The organism is Streptomyces sp. NPDC059696 (assembly GCF_042733745.1).
Classification (GTDB): Bacteria; Actinomycetota; Actinomycetes; order Streptomycetales; family Streptomycetaceae; genus Streptomyces.
On record NZ_JBHWFG010000043.1, the window covers coordinates 1 to 14,956 of the forward strand.

The following is a 14,956-nucleotide window of genomic DNA, read 5'->3' on the forward strand; positions in this document are numbered from 1 at the left end:
GAGTTCCCGAGCATCCGGTTCTTCGCCCCGGGGGCCGTGATGCGCAGGACGCCGTCGTCGTAGCGGACGTCGATCCGCTCGGCGGCCCGCACGTCGCGGCTCCCGGCGGCGTCCGCGGGCAGGACCTCGACGGTGGTGTCGGCCCGGTCGGCGGCGATGAGCCGGATGCGCCCGGCGGGGACGTCCAGGACAGCGGAGACGGGGGCGGGGGTGTCGAACTTCTGCATCGTGCTTCTCCTTCGTTCGGTGCGCGCGGTGCGCTGTTTCCGATGATGGAAAAGCTACGTTGCATTCACGCAATGAGCAACGCCCTTGTTGCGCACGAACCTCGCGTGTGCAGCTCAAGGGCGCTAATTCGTTGCAACGACGATGGCACTTAACGCAATGACAGGATCCAGTGCGTTGCAATGGGTTGAGAGTGAACGCTCCGCCGGGGCTGCCGTTTCGTACCCTTGCGGCATGCGCATGCGTCCCACCCTGAGCTGGACCCCTGCCGAGGACCTGCCGCCGGGGACCACGGATCTGGAGCCGGTCGCCGATGCGCTGCGTGCCGGTGGAGTGCTGGTGCTCAGCGGAGCCGGTATCTCCACGGAGTCGGGCATCCCCGACTACCGGGGCGAGGGCGGGAGCCTGAGCCGGCACACCCCGATGACCTACCAGGACTTCACCGCCACCGCCCCGGCGCGGCGCCGGTACTGGGCGCGCAGCCACCTCGGCTGGCGCACCTTCGGCCGGGCCCGGCCCAATGCCGGGCACAGGGCCGTGGCGGCCTTCGAACGGCACGGCCTGCTCTCGGGTGTCGTCACCCAGAACGTAGACGGTCTGCACCAGGCCGCCGGCAGCGAGCACGTCGTGGAACTCCACGGGTCCCTGGCCCGGGTCGTCTGCCTCTCCTGCGGCGCCTTCAGCCCGCGCCGCGACCTGGCCCGGCGGCTCGAGGAGGCCAACCCGGGCTTCGCGCCTGTGGCCGCCGGGATCAACCCCGACGGGGACGCCGACCTGACGGACGACCAGGTGGCAGGCTTCCGTGTCGTCCCCTGCACGGCATGCGGCGGCATCCTCAAGCCGGACGTCGTGTTCTTCGGCGAAGCCGTTCCGCCCCAACGGGTGGAACACTGCCGCGCGTTGGTGCGCGAGGCGGCCTCGCTGCTGGTCCTGGGCTCCTCCCTGACCGTGATGTCCGGCCTCCGCTTCGTCCGCCAGGCGGCCCAGGCCGGGAAGCCGGTGCTGATCGTCAACCGGGATCAGACCCGGGGCGACCGGCACGCCCTCACGAGGGTCGCTCTCCCGCTGGGGGCGGCCCTGAGCACCGTCGCCCTGCAGTTGGGCCTTTCCCTCGACTGAGGTGAGGGGATCGGTCGTGCGCCGGCGTCAGCCGAGGAGGCGCCGGACGGCCGCCACCAGCCTGATCGGCGCCACGCGCAGCACCAGGGTTCCCCGCGGGCCGTTCCGCAGCGGCTTGGCGTAGTAGGGGTAGCCGAGCCGTGAGGTGCGGAACCAGCGGGTGCCGGGCAGCTCCGTCGTGGCCCGGACGGGGAGGCGACGCCCCGGGGCCTCTGTGCGGAGGGTCAGCGTCCACCGCCCCGGCCGCAGTTTCCGGACCGGCATGCGGGCGGTGAAGGACCGGCTGCCGTCCCGGGCGTACAGCAGCGGCACCTCTCGTACGGAGCCCCGGTCCGCTTCTGCGTGCAGCGCGGTGGGCCGGGGGCCTCCGGCTTCGCCGGTGAGGCGACCGCTCACGACGAGTGTGGCGCGTCGGGAGGGGTCCCAGGCGACTTCCGTCACGGGGGACGCCGCACCGGCATCCGGGCTCCGGACCTCCAGGGAGAAGTGACCTTGGGCGGTGAGGAAGGGACGGGCGGTGGCGGGTTCCGTCCCGGGCCGGGCGTCGGCCGCCGGCTCTCGCCGCGGGGGCGTCGCCCGTCGGCTGTCGGTCGCCGTCGAGGTGGTTCGCAGCCTGACGGTTCGGCGGACTCCCTGGGCGCGGACGTCGAGGTGGACGTCCCACAGGCCGTCTTTGAGGGGGGAGCCCGCGTCCGCGGTGCGCAGGTCCACGTCGACGGTGAATCCGGTCGCCGGGTCGTCGCCGGGACGCACGGCGGTGCCGACGGTCACCGGCACGGGGATGTCCGGGTGCCGGAATCCGTTCGGGCGCAGGATCAGCCGGGTCGTGGGCTGGAGCGGGCCGAGGGACTCGATGCGGGCGTGTCCGGTGAGCCGGAGCACGTGGCCGTCGCCCGTCCAGGACACCTCGGTCAGCTCGTGGTGGACCGGGAGGCGGTCCGTGACGTCGAAGCAGTCGTCCGGGACCGCCTTCGCCGGGTCCCGGAAGAACGGGTGGGACCAGTAGACGCGGCCCTTGTCCACGACGTTGTCGCGCGCCGCGTCCTCCTTGGCGTTGCGCGCCACGGTCATGAGGTCCTCGTAGCGGTCCGTGCGCAGCAGGTGGACGATCAGCCGGTCCGGCGGGGCGAGCGACCGGAAGAGGCCGTCGCTCACGTAACTCCGGGCCCAGTGCCGGAACTGCGGGTAGAAGTGCTCCCTCGCCCGCCGTTCGCTCTCGCGGGGCAGCAGGGCCCGCAGCGGTCCGCACAGTTCCCACTCCACGTGCCGGCGCATGATCCGGTCCCGGCGCGGCCCCGGCTCCAGGTAGCGGGCGACCGTTTCGAAGCACAACCGGGTGCCGTCCATGCGGTGGACGAGGTCGGCGGCGGTGAGGGTGAGGTTGTTGCCGTTCTGGCGGTTGCGGGAGTAGTAGCAGTCGTAGTCCGCGACGACGGAGATGCCGTCGGCGTTGAGGTAGGCCGCGGCGGTGAACGGCTTGTCCTCGCAGTTGCGGTACGGCGGGAAGCGCAGGCCGAGCCGTTCGATCAGGGAGCGTCTGAACAGCTTCCAGCAGCCGAGGGTGCGGTAGGCGGCGGAGGAGAAGATGTCCGTGCGGGGCTGGTTGTGGGAGAAGACGGCCGTCGGCACGGCTCGTCCGCCGACCGACACCATTTTGCCGAGGACCACGTCCGTGCGGTTCTCGTCCGCCATCGCGACCATGCGGCGCAGGGCGTCCGGACCGAGGTAGTCGTCGGAGTCGAGGAAGAAGACGTAGTCGCCGCGGGCCAGGTCCAGTCCGGTGTTGCGGGGGCCTCCGGCTCCTCCGCTGTTGGGCTGGTGGACGACGCGCATGCGGGAGCAGGTCCGTGCGAGGCGGTCGAGTTCGGCGCCGGTGCCGTCGGTCGAGCCGTCGTCGACGGCGATGATCTCGATCTCGTCCGGGCCGAGCGTCTGCTCCATGGCGGAGGTGACGCATGCGGTGAGTTCGGGCATGGAGTTGTAGGCGGGGATGATCACGCTCACGCGGGGAGGGTTCGCAGGGGACATGGTGGGCTCCCGGACGGTGAGGCGGTCGGAGGCGAGGGAGGGGGTCCGGTTCCGGTGGGGCAGGTGAACGGACCGCACCTCGGAGCTTCCGGCCCGACCGGGTTCCGCCGCCCTGCGTGAGGCGTCCCCCTACGCTGTCGGAGTGCGGGAACCACCCGTTCGGGTGCGGGCCGGCCCCCGGTGGACGTCCCCTCCTCCCGCACCGGTCGCGGGGCGTTCTCGGCCGAGGCACCACGAGACCGGGCCGCCGCGTACTCCTCGCCGCCCAGCGATGCGCTCACCTGTCCATCGGCGCTGCGGTGGGTCTCGTGGAACGGACGCAGGCCGGTCAGGGCCACGCCCGAATCCCGGCGCATCGGTGCGTGGCGTCCGCCTCGGCCAGCAGTTCCCTGCCGGCCGGATCGCCTCTGACGGGCATGGCGTGGACTCCCTCCCTGTACGTCACCGGAGCCGCCGACAGGGCGTCCGGCAACGTCCGTGCCAGGGCGCGGCATTCGGCCTGCGCCACTCCGGTGCACGCTGGAGCCTGTCCGGTAGCGGGACGGCAGCTCGCTCGCCGGGTGGGGAGAAGGGGTGCACTCGGCGATGTGCGGCGTGTCACATGCCCGAAATGCCGCCTAAGTTGTCTGCATCACAGCGGAAATGTCCCTTTGGCGTCCATGCTCGAAGCGGATGAGTGCTCCCGAACTGGGGCCTACGCACATCCTCTTGAGTGTGACGTTCAAAAGTGACCCATGACACAGCACTCTCGACTTTCTCCCCGTATCCCCTCGGAAGGTGCCCCCTCATGGCCGCATATCTCTGCCCGCCAGCCGTGATACACGGCGAGCACGCCGTGAAGACCAGCCAGATCGTGGCGGAGGTGAACGAACGGCACCCGCATGCGGCGTGGGCGCCGCGGGTCGACGGCATCGCGGCGAGCACGGGCATCGAGACGCGCGGCTGGATGCTGCCGCTGGAGACCGCCGTCGCACCGGGCAAGGGCTCAACCTTGGGGGCTGTCGGCACCGCGTCGGCCCAAGAGGCGCTGGCTCGCGACGGGTTCGCCCCGCGGGACGTGGAGCGCGTGATCGCCGCCCTGGAGTCCATACCCGCGCCGCAGACCGTCGAGGAGCGCACCGCACCCGCCTGGGAGGCCGTGCAGGCCTACGGTGAGCGTGCGGCGCGCGGGGCCCTGCAGACCGCCGGGCTGGATGCCGCCGACGTCGACTGCCTGATCACCAGTCACTCCACGACCCCGGCTCTGCCCGGCCTGGACATGGCCCTCGCCAACAGGCTGCCGCTGCGCAGCGACGTGATGCTGCTGCCGGCCACGCAGTGGGCGTGCATCGCGGGGACGCGTTCCCTGGCGCTGGCGGCGGATCTGGTCGCCGCGGACCCCGACCGGGTCGTCCTGGTCGTCATCTCGGAGGCGCTGAGCACCACCTACCAGCCCGGGGACGACACGCTGGAGTCCTTGATCGTCCGGCTGCTGTTCGCGGACACCGCGGTCGCCGCGGTGGTCACCGGCCGCCCGCGGCCCGAGTCGGTGCTGCGCCTCGACGCGGCCTGGCACCACACCCTGCCCGGCACGCAGGATCTGCACCGGCTGGAGACGCGGGTGGACGGCACCCACTTCGTGATGGACCGGCGTGGGCCGCGCGCCGTACAGGAGACGGTCACCGCGATGTGGGAGTGGCTGCGCACCCGGTACCAGGACGACCCCGACTCCTGGCACCCCGACGTCCTGCTCGCGCACCCCGGGGGCACCCGCGTGCTGGAGTACATGGAGCAGACGATGCCCGACGGGTGGCCGTCGGGGCTGCTGGACTACAGCCGGGAGAGCTACACCAGCGGCAACCGCGGAGGGGCGGCCGTGTTCGACATCCTGCGGCGGGCACACGACGCGGGGCAGCAGAAGCCGGGCAACCGCGCGGTGCTGTACGCCGCGGCACCGGGACTCACCGCCACCGCTCTGGAAGGGCAGTGGCTGTAGCAGGCGCGAACATACCGTCCGGAGCTCCGGCGGCTCCGCCGGTAGCAGGCCCGCACGTACCGTCCGGAGCTCCGGCGGCTCCGCCGGTAGCAGGCCCGCACGTACCGTCCGGAGCTCCGGTGGCTCCGCCCGAGGACGGGACCGGTCCGGGTCGCGCGGCGGACGTACGCGTGCCGGGTGCGCCGCGTCACCTCGCGATCTCCGCCCACACCACCTTCCCGGTGTCGGTCCACCGCACCCCCCACCGGGTGGTGAGGCGGTGCACGATGCCGAGGCCTCGACCGCCGTTGTCGAGCAGGTCGCCGCGCCTCAGGCGGGGCCTGCCGTTGCCGGTGTCGCCCACCTCGCACAGCAGGCCGTGACCGGCCCTGATCAGCCGTACGGTGATGGGGCCGGTGGCGAAGCGCACCGCGTTCGTGACCAGCTCGCTGACCAGCAGCATGACCCTCTCCCGGGTGTCGTCCCTGGCGTCCCACTGCCTCAGCAGCGCCGCGACGTGCTCGCGGGCCCGGGCGGGGGCGTCGCTGCGCGCGGGCAGCCGCCACGTCGCCGTGTCGCCCTTGCGGTAGCCGATCATCCGCGCGAGCAGCAGGGTCACGTCGTCGCGCTGGGGGGCGGGTGCCAGGGCGGAGACGACGTCCCGTGCCGTCTGCTGCAGGGCGTCCCAGGGGTGCACCCTCGACACCCTGTCCGCCAGCCGGTCGATTCCCTCGTCGATCGAGAGGGCGGGATCCTCCACCAGGCCGTCGGTGTACAGGGCGAGCACCGAGCCCGGGGGCACGCCGATGGTGTACACGTCGAACGGCTCCCGCAGCGCGAACTCGGCGCCCAGGCCCGGGTGGGGACGGAGCGAGAGCGGCCCCGCGCGCCCGTCCGGGGAGACCAGGATCGGGGGCAGGTGACCGGCGCTCGACAGGGTCACGTGATGGCCCACCGGGTCGTAGAGGGCGATGCAGCAGGTCGAGCCCAGCGCGCTGTAGCCGGCGGCCAGCCCGGACTCCGCGTCGTCCAGCATCGTCACGGTCTCGTCCAGGTGCTCCAGCACCTGGTCGGGCGCGAGCCCCGCGGACAGCAGAGCGCGGGCCTCCATGCTCAGCTGGCCCATGGTCGCCGCGGCTCCCAGACCGTGGCCGACGACGTCGCCGACCACCAGGGCGGTGCGGCCGTCGGGCAGGGGGAAGCTGTTCACCCAGTCGCCGCCGACGCCGGCGCTGTCGGGGGTGGCGGGCTGGTAGATGCTGGCGATGTCGATGGTGTCGCCGCCGGTGCGGGGCAGGAGCCGGCGCTGCAGGGCCAGCACCTGGGTGTGCTCGCGCTGGTGCTGACGGGCCAGGTCCACGTGGTGGGCGGTTCTGGCCACCAGTTCCTGCAGGTCGAACAGCTCGCTGTCGCGGAAGGGGTAGTCCGCCCGCCGCCACACCTCCGCGACGCCCAGGACGACGGGCGGCACGCCGTCCAGGACCAGGGGAATGCACGCCACGCCCGCCGACCGTCCACTGGGCACCAGGGCGCGCACCACCCGGGGATTGCCGAAGACCCGCTCGACCGCCTGCCGGTCGGGGATGACGATGGTCTGCGGGGCGTCGTCGCGCAGGACCGCCTGGGCCAGCAGCCGGCTCGCGTCGCCGGGCAGGTCGTCGCCCGGGGTGAGGTAGCCCTCGGGCCACACCCGGTCCGGGACCAGCGCCGCCCGCCGCAGGTGGATGCGCCCCTGCGCCTTGCCGGTCACTCCCTCGCCCGTCCACACGGCGAAGTCGAGGTCGACGGCGGCGACGTCTCCCCAGGCCAGCAAGGACTCCGCCAGCGACTGCGCGGTCTCGCCGATGTCCAGCGAGGTGCCGATGGCGGTCTCGGCGGCGTAGAGGTGCAGTCTCCGTGCCATGGCGATCACGGAGACGGTCAGGTCCTCCTCCGGTGACGCGGCGGGCAGGATGCTCATCGACACGACCAGCTCGGACCCGTCGCCGCGCCTCAGCCGCTGGATCCGGGCGACGTGCGCCTCGCCGCTCTCCACGACCTGCCGGAGGCGGCGGGTGACCGTGGGGACGTCCCCGGGGGGCAGGAGGTCGACGAACGGCTTGCCGGCCCGGGCATCGAGACCGGCGAACACGGGGGCGTCGAGGTTGCAGCGGGTGATGCGCAGTTCCCGGTCCAGGTTGAGGGCGCCGAGGATCTGTTCCTGTCGGCCGTCCGCCGGATCTTCCTGCACCCGCTCGCGCGGAGCGGACTCACGCGGCGCGTCGGCCGCCGACGTGCCGCCTTGCGGGATGTAGCGCCCCAGGGCGTGGCTGACCAGTTCGAACGCCGAGGAGGACGAGGGTGGGGGCGAGGGCGAGGGTGTGGAGTCCATGCGGCTCTCTCAGCAATCCCCGGCACCGTGCCGGGGCTGTTTCCGGACCCGTGCGGGTGGGCCCCGAGTCCCTGACCGCACACCTCATTGAATAACACCGGTGACCGCTTCGCACACATCAGCGAGTGCGCGGGCCGCCACGGGACCGGCGACGGAGGCCGGTGGCGTGCCCAGGGCCGGGCCACAGGTCGGGCACGGAGGCCGGTGGCGTGCTCAGGGCCGGGACAGCGGGCGGGCACGGAGCGGGCACGGAGGCCGGTGGCGTACTCAAGGTCGGGACAGCGGGCGGGCACGGAGCGGGCACGGAGGCCGGTGGCGTGCTCAAGGCCGGGACAGCGGGCGGGCTCGGGCGATGAGCAGCGCGACGTCGTCGTGGTCGGTCGGCCCCCGGAGCTCCCGCAGCAGCCGGTCGCAGGTCTCCTCCGCCGAGTCGCACGGCGGGGAGAGCAGACGCAGGAGGGCCTCCAGGCGCTCGTCGATCGGGTCGTCCCGGGTCTCGACCAGTCCGTCCGTGTACAGGACGAGTTGGTCACCGGGGTTCATGGCGACGGCGGAGGTCTCGAAGTGGCCGCCGCCGACGCCCAGCGGGGTGCCGGTGGGCAGGTCGAGCAGTTCGGGAGTTCGGCCGGCCCGTACCAGGACCGGTGGGAGATGACCGGCGCAGGCGACCTGCAAGCGGGCCGCGTGCGGGTTGTACACCGCGTACACGCAGGTGGCGATGTAGGGGTCGAGGCCCTGTGTGATCTTGTCGAGGTGGGTGAGGATGCGGCTCGGGGCGAGGTCGAGGTCGGCGAGGGTGGAGGTCGCGGTACGCAACCGGCCCATGGCGGTGGCGGCCGGGATCCCGCTGCCCATGACGTCGCCCACGGCGAGCGCGGTGCGGTCCCCGCCGAGCGGGATGACGTCGTACCAGTCGCCGCCGACCTCGCTGAAGGCCACCGCGGGCCGGTACCGGGCGGCGATCTCCAGACCGGGGCGGCGGGGCGAGGGCCGGGGCAGCAGGCTGCGCTGGAGGGTCTCGGCGGCGGTGCGGATGTGCTGGTGCAGGATGGCGTTGTCGATGCTCAGCGCGGCGGACGAGGCCAGCTCGCAGGCGAGGGTGAGGTCGTCCTCGTCGAAGGGCTGCGGATTGCGCGCGCGGGCCAGCCCCATCACGCCGATGATCTCGTCGCGGGCGATGAGGGGGACGGCCATGTCGGTGTGAACACCGGCCTGTGCGAGCAGCCCGGCCGCGGCGTCGTCGGCTGCGATCCGGCGGAGGTCGCCCTTGTCGATGTGCGTGATAAGCACCGGTTTGCGGGTGCGCAGGCAGTGGGCCGCAGGGTGGTCCGTGTGGTACGTCGTGAGGTGCCCGGGCGCGATGATCGCCTCGGAGGCCCCGGTGGGGTAGGCGGTCTTCACCGCCAGGGCCCGGAACAGCGCGGGGCCGTCTCCCCGGTCCGGGCGGCCCGTGCGCAGCACGGAGTCCAGAATGTCCACCGCGATCATGTCGGCCAGGTCGGGCACCAGGACGTCCGCCAGTTCCTGCGCGGTGCGTTCGACCTCCAGGGTGGTCCCGATGCGTGCCGAGCCGTCGGCCATCAGACGCAGGCGCTGCTGGGCCCGGTCGGCCTGCTGGGCGGCCTCGTACCGGTCGGTGACGTCCACCACCACGTTGGCGATCCCCAGTACGTGGCCGCCCTGGTCCTCCAGGCGGTAGATCGACACGGCCCAGGCGTGGTCGTGGTCGGGGTCGGCGCGGGTGCGGCCCACCACCTGCTCGTCCACGAGGGGCCGCCCGGTCTCCAGGACCTCCCGCATGTGGTTCTCGGCGGCGGCGAAGGGCGCTCCGGGCAGGATCTCCCGGAAGTGGCGGCCCATGTGGTCGGCCGCGGGGACGCCGTGCATCGAGGCGAGGGCGCTGTTGACCGCGACGTACCGCAAGTCGGTGTCCAGGACGGACAGTCCGATCGGCGCCTGGGTGACGAGCTGGCTGGAGAGCGCCACCTCGCGCTCCATCTGCTGCACCGTGGCCCGGTCGGTGGCCAGACCGAGGGCGTAGTGGTCGCCGAGGTTGTCGGTCAGCCGCATGGTGCGGAACTCGACGGTGCGGGTGCTGCCGTCCTTGTGCCGGACGGGGAACGATCCGGCCCAGCCCCGGCCGGTCTCCATCACCTCGGCGAACAGTCTCATCCCGGCCCGCCGGTGTTCCGGATGGAGGAGCAGTCGGGCCGCGTACTGCCCGACCGCCTCGTCACCGGTGTAACCGAACAGTGCCTCGGCCTGCGGACTCCACATGTCGATCCGGCCGTCGGCCTCCAACAGGACCGCGGCGATACCCAGCACGTCCATCAGCCCGCTCGGGCCGGAAGCCGAACCCTCGGGGTAGACCGCCTGCTCAGACCGCTGGTTCGCTCGGCTCATCACATTCGCCCCTTAGGCCTGTCGACCTCACCGGCGCACCCGTCTGCCCGAGCAGACGTCCGCGGCGGCCTCCTTGCAGGTCAGCAACCCGTTCACGATGCGGTACCAGACCTGCGAACGGCCAGGGGACGCGCCGGGGAGGGCACCACGGCCCGGTCGGACCCCACGGCCCGGTGACCAGCACGGGCGCCGCCCGGGGTCCGGCCCACAGGTCGGTCCGTACCCCTCCAGCCTTCCACAGGTCCGGCTCCGACCGGGGAGATCACGGTTCGCGTGGGCTCGCGCTTCCGGGTCGGCCGGGTGGGGACGGGAGCCGCCGCCCGAGGCGGGCGAGCGGAGACAGGGCCATCACCAGCGGGGACAGCAGCATGCCCGCGGCGGTCACCAGCAGGCCGGTGCGCAGCCCCCACTCCCCCGCGATGAACCCGCCGGTCAGGGAGCCGAGCGGGGTCAGCCCCAGGCCGGCACACGTGATCGTCGCCGCCGCGCGTCCTTGCATCTCGTCGGGGGTGGCGGCCTGCCGCACGGCCATGATGGTGACATTCACCAGCTGGCCGCCGCACCCGAACAGGAAGCCCACCCCGAGCAGCACGGGAACCGTGACCGCGGGGGAACCGTCCAGCGGGGCCACGAGCAGGAACGCGCCGTCGCCGAGCGCCGCCGCGCCCACGAGCACCGTGCCGTGTCCGAACCGGGCCGGCAGGCGGGCGGCCAGCAGCGAGCCGAGGAGCGCGCCCGGCCCCGTCGCCGCGAGCACCAGCCCGACGAGCGTGCCCGACAGGTGCAGCTCCCGGGGCAGGAACAGGAGGTGGACGGTCATCATGGCCGCGAAGGAGAACTGGAACGCGGCAGAGGCCAGGCAGACGGACCGGAGCAACGCGTCACGGACGACGAAGCCCAGCCCCTCGCGGATCCGCCGTCCGATCCGCGCGGGCTCCTCCTCCCGGCCTGCCGGAGTCGACTCGTCCCGTCGGATGCGCCGGATCGACAGGAACGACAACGCGAAGAACAGCGCGCCGGAGGCGGCGGCGACGGGGGCCGACAACAGGGAGACCAGTGCCCCGCCGAGCGCGGGACCGCCGATCTGCGCGGCGGACCGGCTGCCCTCGAGCGCGCTGTTGCCCCGCACCAGTTCGTCACGCTCCACCAGCCGCACGAGAGACGCCTGGTACGCCACGTCGAAGACCACGGACAGGGCCCCGACGGTGAAGGTGAGCGCCAGCAGTGCGGGCATGCCGAGCCCGCCGACGAGCTCGGCGACGGCGACCGCGCCCAGAGCCAGGGCCCTGCCGAGATCCGCGAGCACCATCGTCGTGCGGGTACGCCATCGGTCGACCCACGCACCGACGAGCAGCGACAGCAGCAGGACGGGAGCCTGTCCCACCGCGCGCAGGACGCCGAGTTCCGCGGCGCCGGCGTCGAGCGTCAGGACCGCAAGGAGCGGCAGGATCACCAGAGTTGCGTGTTCACCGAGTTGGGACGCCGTCTGACCGCACCAGAGTCTGCGGAAGTCGGCGTCCCGCCACAGACCGGACGGAGCACGCCGATCGGAACCGGACCCGGCGGACGAAGCGGAGGAGGCAGAAGAAGAGGAAGAAGAAGAGGGAGAAGCAGAGGCAGAAGAAGAGGACGGAGAGGGAGGAACGGGAGCGGACGACACGGGTGTCCCTCGGGTGGCCGACAACGAGGCCCGCAGCCGCGTACGCGTACCGGGCGTCGGCTGTCCGGGCAGGAGAAGGCTCGCTGTGCCGCGGCATCAGGGCCAGCACGCGATGACAGGCCGCTCGAACGGCCTACGACGTCAACGCGCGCCCGGGCGACCGACCATGTCTCAGCTCCTCGTGGGTGACTCGCCGTCCCCGGACCCTAACCGCCGGAGCGCCGCCGCGGAAGGCGGCGTCCTCAGCCGCCCCGCGTCGGCCGTGGTAGTCCGCCCGTAGCCATCGGTCGCGTGTCCCGGCCGTGGTCCGGTCGCCGGCCACCGGTGCTGATCACACTGGGCGCATGTCCGATGCGTCCACGGTCCTCGCGACCGATGCCCGGCGGGTGGCCGTCATGACCGTGCTCACCGTGCTCGCGGGTGCCGTCGACGCCGTGAGCTTTCTGACCATGGGCAAGGTGTTCTGCGCCCTGGCGACCGGCAACGTCCTCTTCCTTTCCTTCGCGCTCGCCGGGGAGGGTGTCGTCCCCGTGGCGCGGCCCGCCACCGCGATCGGCGCGTTCATGGCCGGAGCAGCCGTCGCGGGCGTCGTTCTGACGCACCTGGCGGATCGCAGCGGGCCGTGGTTCCCGGTCGGGCTCGTCTGCGAGGCCGCCCTGCTGGTGTGCGCAGGTGCGCTGGCCCTGGCGCGGTACGGCACGGGGACCGTCCCCGCCGCCGGCGATCACGGGGTCGTGGCACTCGTCGCGCTGGCCATGGGCGTACGTGCTTCCACCGTGCTGCGGGTGCATGTGCCGGGCATGCCGACGCTGCTCAGCCAGACGGCCATCGCCGAGCTCATCAACGACGTACTCAGGCGCCCCCGGGCGGCGCTGCACGGGATGACGGCGCAGCAGCGGCTGGCCAGGACGCGCTGGACGGCGACCGTGGGGGGAATCTTCAGCGGCGGGGTGCTCGGCGCGCTGTTGCTGGTGCCGCTGGGCACCGGGCGTGCGCTGCTCGTCCTCGCGGCGGCGGTGCTGCTCCTCGCGGGGGCGGGCATGGTCGCGCGCCCGGGTGGACCGGGAGCGGTCGGGGCCGGGTGAGGCGGGATCAGGGGCGGCCCCTGCGCGGGAGTGACCGGGCAGGGCCGGGCCGGGTGGCGCAGGGTGGCGCAGGATCAGGGACGGTCCCTGGGCCGGGCGAGGCCGGGCCGGGTGGCGCAGGGTGACGCGGCATCAGGGGCGGTCCCTGAGCCGCGCGAGGATGGGCCGGGCCGGGTGACACCAAGGTCAGGGGCGGCCCCGCGCCGGGCGAGACCGGGCCGGGCATGGCTGGGTGACGCAGGGAGAGGGGGCGGTCCCGCTGGGTGGGCGTCGTCGGGCTGGGAAGCGCGGCGGCTGGCCTGGCTCCGTCAGGGGTTGTCCTGCCTCACGGCCGCGTCGAGCAAGGGGCCCAGTTCCCGCGCCACGGTCGTCAGGGCACGGACGTCCTGCTCGGCGCGCGCGAGCAGGATCGCTCCCTCCAGGCTGCTGATCATGAGCGTGGCCAGTGCGCCGGCCCGTTCCTCGGGGACGCCCATCCCGGTCAGGGCCTCGGCGACCGCACCGGTCCACATCGTGAAGGCCCCGGACGCGGCGGTGCGCGTCGAGGCGACCGACTCCGCGCACTCCACCGTCGCGGCGGCCACCGGGCACCCGCCCGCGAAGCCGGCGGCCTTGTACTCGTCGGTCCACTGGCGCACCATCTCCGCGAAGAGCCCGCTCGGCGTCGGCTCGGGCAGCGCGGCAAGGAAGCGTGGGACACGGCGTGCCGCGTACCGCCCGGCCCAGCCCACCGCCTCGTCGACCAACTGCGTCTTGCCGCCGGGAAAGTAGTGCTGGAGCGATCCGCGGGGCGCCGCCGCGTCGACGGCGACCTGGCGCATGCCGGTGGAGTGGACTCCGTCACGGCGGATCAACTGGGCCGCGCTGAAGACCATCCGCTCGCGCGGTCCCCGTTCGGCCTTCGCCATGGCCGGCCTCCGTTCGCTCGCCAGGTTCTCCGAGTCCACTCGGCGCCATTCTCCAGGTCCACCGCGCCGGGAAGCGGGTCCATGCGCGCCGTGCTCTCGCCTTGTTTCCGCGCCCGGAGTCTATGACCGTGGTCATAATCACCGCTACTATGACCGCGGTCATAGTCAAGCGCGGTGAGGTCGGCGGCCCGGCGGCGGTGAGGCGGCTCGGCCTGCGCGCGGGGCCGGGAAGGCGGTGCGTGATGTACGTCGGTTTCATCGGTCTGGGGGTCATGGGGCAGCCCATGGCCCTCCGTCTCGCCCGGGCCGGGACGCCTCTCGTGGTCTGGAACCGCACCCCGCAGCGCTGCGAGGCGCTCGGAGCCGCCGGCGCCGAAATCGCCGCGAGCGCTGCCGAGGTCTTCGACCGGGCGGCGACCGTGTTCCTCATGCTGGCCGACGAGGCGGCCGTGGACGCGGTGCTGGGGCGCGGCACACCGGATTTCGCACCGCGTGTCATCGGCCGAACCGTCGTGCACATGGGCACGACCTCGGCCGGCTTCTCCCGCGACCTCCAGGAGGACGTGCGGGCCGCGGGCGGGCGGTACGTCGAGGCCCCGGTCTCCGGCAGCCGTGTCCCTGCCGAGAGGGGCGACCTGGTGGGGATGCTGGCGGGCGACGAGGACGCCGTGGCGGCCGTACGGCGCCTGTGCGCGCCGATGTGCCGTGAGACGTTCACGTGCGGAGCCGTCCCGGGTGCGCTGCTGATGAAGTTCTCGGTGAACCTGTTCCTGATCACCTTGGTCACGGGGCTCGCCGAGGCGTTCCACTTCGCCGAGCGGCACGGGCTCGACCAACGCCTCCTGCGAGACGTCCTGAACGCCGGGCCCATGGCCAGCTCCGTCTCCCGGGGCAAGGCGCCGAAGCTGCTGGAGCGCGACTTCTCCGTGCAGGCCGCCGCCGCGGACGTCCTGAAGAACAACCGGCTGATCGCCGAGGCCGCCCGCGGGGCGGACCTGACGTCCCCGCTCCTCGACGTGTGCCACGCCCTCTACGACGAGACCGTCCGACAGGGCCACGGCGACCAGGACATGGTCGCCGTCCTGCACGCCTTGGAGACCCGGACGGCGAAGGAACGGCACACCTGAGCCGACGTCGGATCCGGCAATCGGCAATCGGCGTCCGGCATCCGGCAATCGGCAATCGGCAATCGGCAATCGGCAT

At 72.9% G+C, this 14,956-nt stretch carries 9 protein-coding genes and 1 pseudogene; 4 read left to right on the top strand and 6 right to left on the bottom strand.

The genetic code is table 11. The annotated features are described in order from the left end of the window. Positions 1-227 (bottom strand): annotated as a pseudogene (locus ACFV20_RS32450) (hypothetical protein); the annotation flags it as partial. Between the two features lie 232 nt (positions 228-459). On the opposite strand from ACFV20_RS32450, the gene ACFV20_RS32455 reads away from it, so the two are divergent. Then, the gene (locus ACFV20_RS32455) at positions 460-1,344 is read left to right on the top strand and encodes an NAD-dependent protein deacetylase (protein ID WP_385663389.1); all 885 of its coding nucleotides are present in this window, start codon (positions 460-462) and stop codon (positions 1,342-1,344) included. A gap of 27 nt (positions 1,345-1,371) precedes the next feature. Here ACFV20_RS32455 and ACFV20_RS32460 read toward each other — a convergent pair whose 3' ends face one another. Further along, positions 1,372-3,348: a glycosyltransferase family 2 protein gene (locus ACFV20_RS32460; protein ID WP_385663391.1), complete on the bottom strand. Its 1,977-nt coding sequence runs from the start codon at positions 3,346-3,348 to the stop codon at positions 1,372-1,374. Positions 3,349-4,159: 811 nt separating this feature from the next. On the opposite strand from ACFV20_RS32460, the gene ACFV20_RS32465 reads away from it, so the two are divergent. After that, positions 4,160-5,347 (top strand): type III polyketide synthase, encoded by a 1,188-nt coding sequence (locus ACFV20_RS32465; RefSeq protein WP_385663394.1) that lies wholly within the window; start codon positions 4,160-4,162, stop codon positions 5,345-5,347. A gap of 187 nt (positions 5,348-5,534) precedes the next feature. On the opposite strand, the gene ACFV20_RS32470 is transcribed toward ACFV20_RS32465, so the two are convergent. The 3 genes from ACFV20_RS32470 to ACFV20_RS32480 form a co-directional block, all read right to left on the bottom strand. After that, positions 5,535-7,697 (bottom strand): SpoIIE family protein phosphatase, encoded by a 2,163-nt coding sequence (locus ACFV20_RS32470; RefSeq protein WP_385663397.1) that lies wholly within the window; start codon positions 7,695-7,697, stop codon positions 5,535-5,537. Between the two features lie 321 nt (positions 7,698-8,018). Continuing rightward, entirely contained in the window at positions 8,019-10,100 is a 2,082-nt protein-coding gene (locus ACFV20_RS32475; RefSeq protein ID WP_385663400.1) for a SpoIIE family protein phosphatase, read from the bottom strand. A 262-nt stretch (positions 10,101-10,362) separates the two neighbouring features. Continuing rightward, a complete protein-coding gene (locus tag ACFV20_RS32480; RefSeq protein WP_385663524.1) occupies positions 10,363-11,628 on the bottom strand; it encodes an MFS transporter in 1,266 nt (421 codons plus the stop codon). A 476-nt stretch (positions 11,629-12,104) separates the two neighbouring features. Here ACFV20_RS32480 and ACFV20_RS32485 point away from each other — a divergent pair, with 476 nt between their 5' ends. Continuing rightward, the gene (locus ACFV20_RS32485) at positions 12,105-12,845 is read left to right on the top strand and encodes a YoaK family protein (protein ID WP_385663403.1); all 741 of its coding nucleotides are present in this window, start codon (positions 12,105-12,107) and stop codon (positions 12,843-12,845) included. A 308-nt stretch (positions 12,846-13,153) separates the two neighbouring features. Here ACFV20_RS32485 and ACFV20_RS32490 read toward each other — a convergent pair whose 3' ends face one another. Then, complete coding sequence (locus ACFV20_RS32490; RefSeq protein WP_385663406.1) at positions 13,154-13,753, bottom strand: TetR/AcrR family transcriptional regulator; 600 nt, start codon at positions 13,751-13,753, stop codon at positions 13,154-13,156. Positions 13,754-13,995: 242 nt separating this feature from the next. Between ACFV20_RS32490 and ACFV20_RS32495 the strand changes: the two genes are divergently transcribed. After that, positions 13,996-14,880 (top strand): NAD(P)-dependent oxidoreductase, encoded by an 885-nt coding sequence (locus ACFV20_RS32495; protein ID WP_385663527.1) that lies wholly within the window; start codon positions 13,996-13,998, stop codon positions 14,878-14,880. The last annotated feature ends 76 nt before the right edge of the window (positions 14,881-14,956 follow it).

What these genes read in the sequence shown, in the direction of transcription:
- ACFV20_RS32455 (WP_385663389.1), top strand. Translation starts at nt 460, where the DNA reads ATGCGCATGCGTCCCACCCTGAGCTGGACCCCTGCCGAGGACCTGCCG.
- ACFV20_RS32465 (WP_385663394.1), top strand. Translation starts at nt 4,160, where the DNA reads ATGGCCGCATATCTCTGCCCGCCAGCCGTGATACACGGCGAGCACGCC.
- ACFV20_RS32470 (WP_385663397.1), bottom strand. Translation starts at nt 7,697, where the DNA reads ATGGACTCCACACCCTCGCCCTCGCCCCCACCCTCGTCCTCCTCGGCG.
- ACFV20_RS32475 (WP_385663400.1), bottom strand. Translation starts at nt 10,100, where the DNA reads ATGAGCCGAGCGAACCAGCGGTCTGAGCAGGCGGTCTACCCCGAGGGT.
- ACFV20_RS32485 (WP_385663403.1), top strand. Translation starts at nt 12,105, where the DNA reads ATGTCCGATGCGTCCACGGTCCTCGCGACCGATGCCCGGCGGGTGGCC.
- ACFV20_RS32490 (WP_385663406.1), bottom strand. Translation starts at nt 13,753, where the DNA reads ATGGCGAAGGCCGAACGGGGACCGCGCGAGCGGATGGTCTTCAGCGCG.
- ACFV20_RS32495 (WP_385663527.1), top strand. Translation starts at nt 13,996, where the DNA reads ATGTACGTCGGTTTCATCGGTCTGGGGGTCATGGGGCAGCCCATGGCC.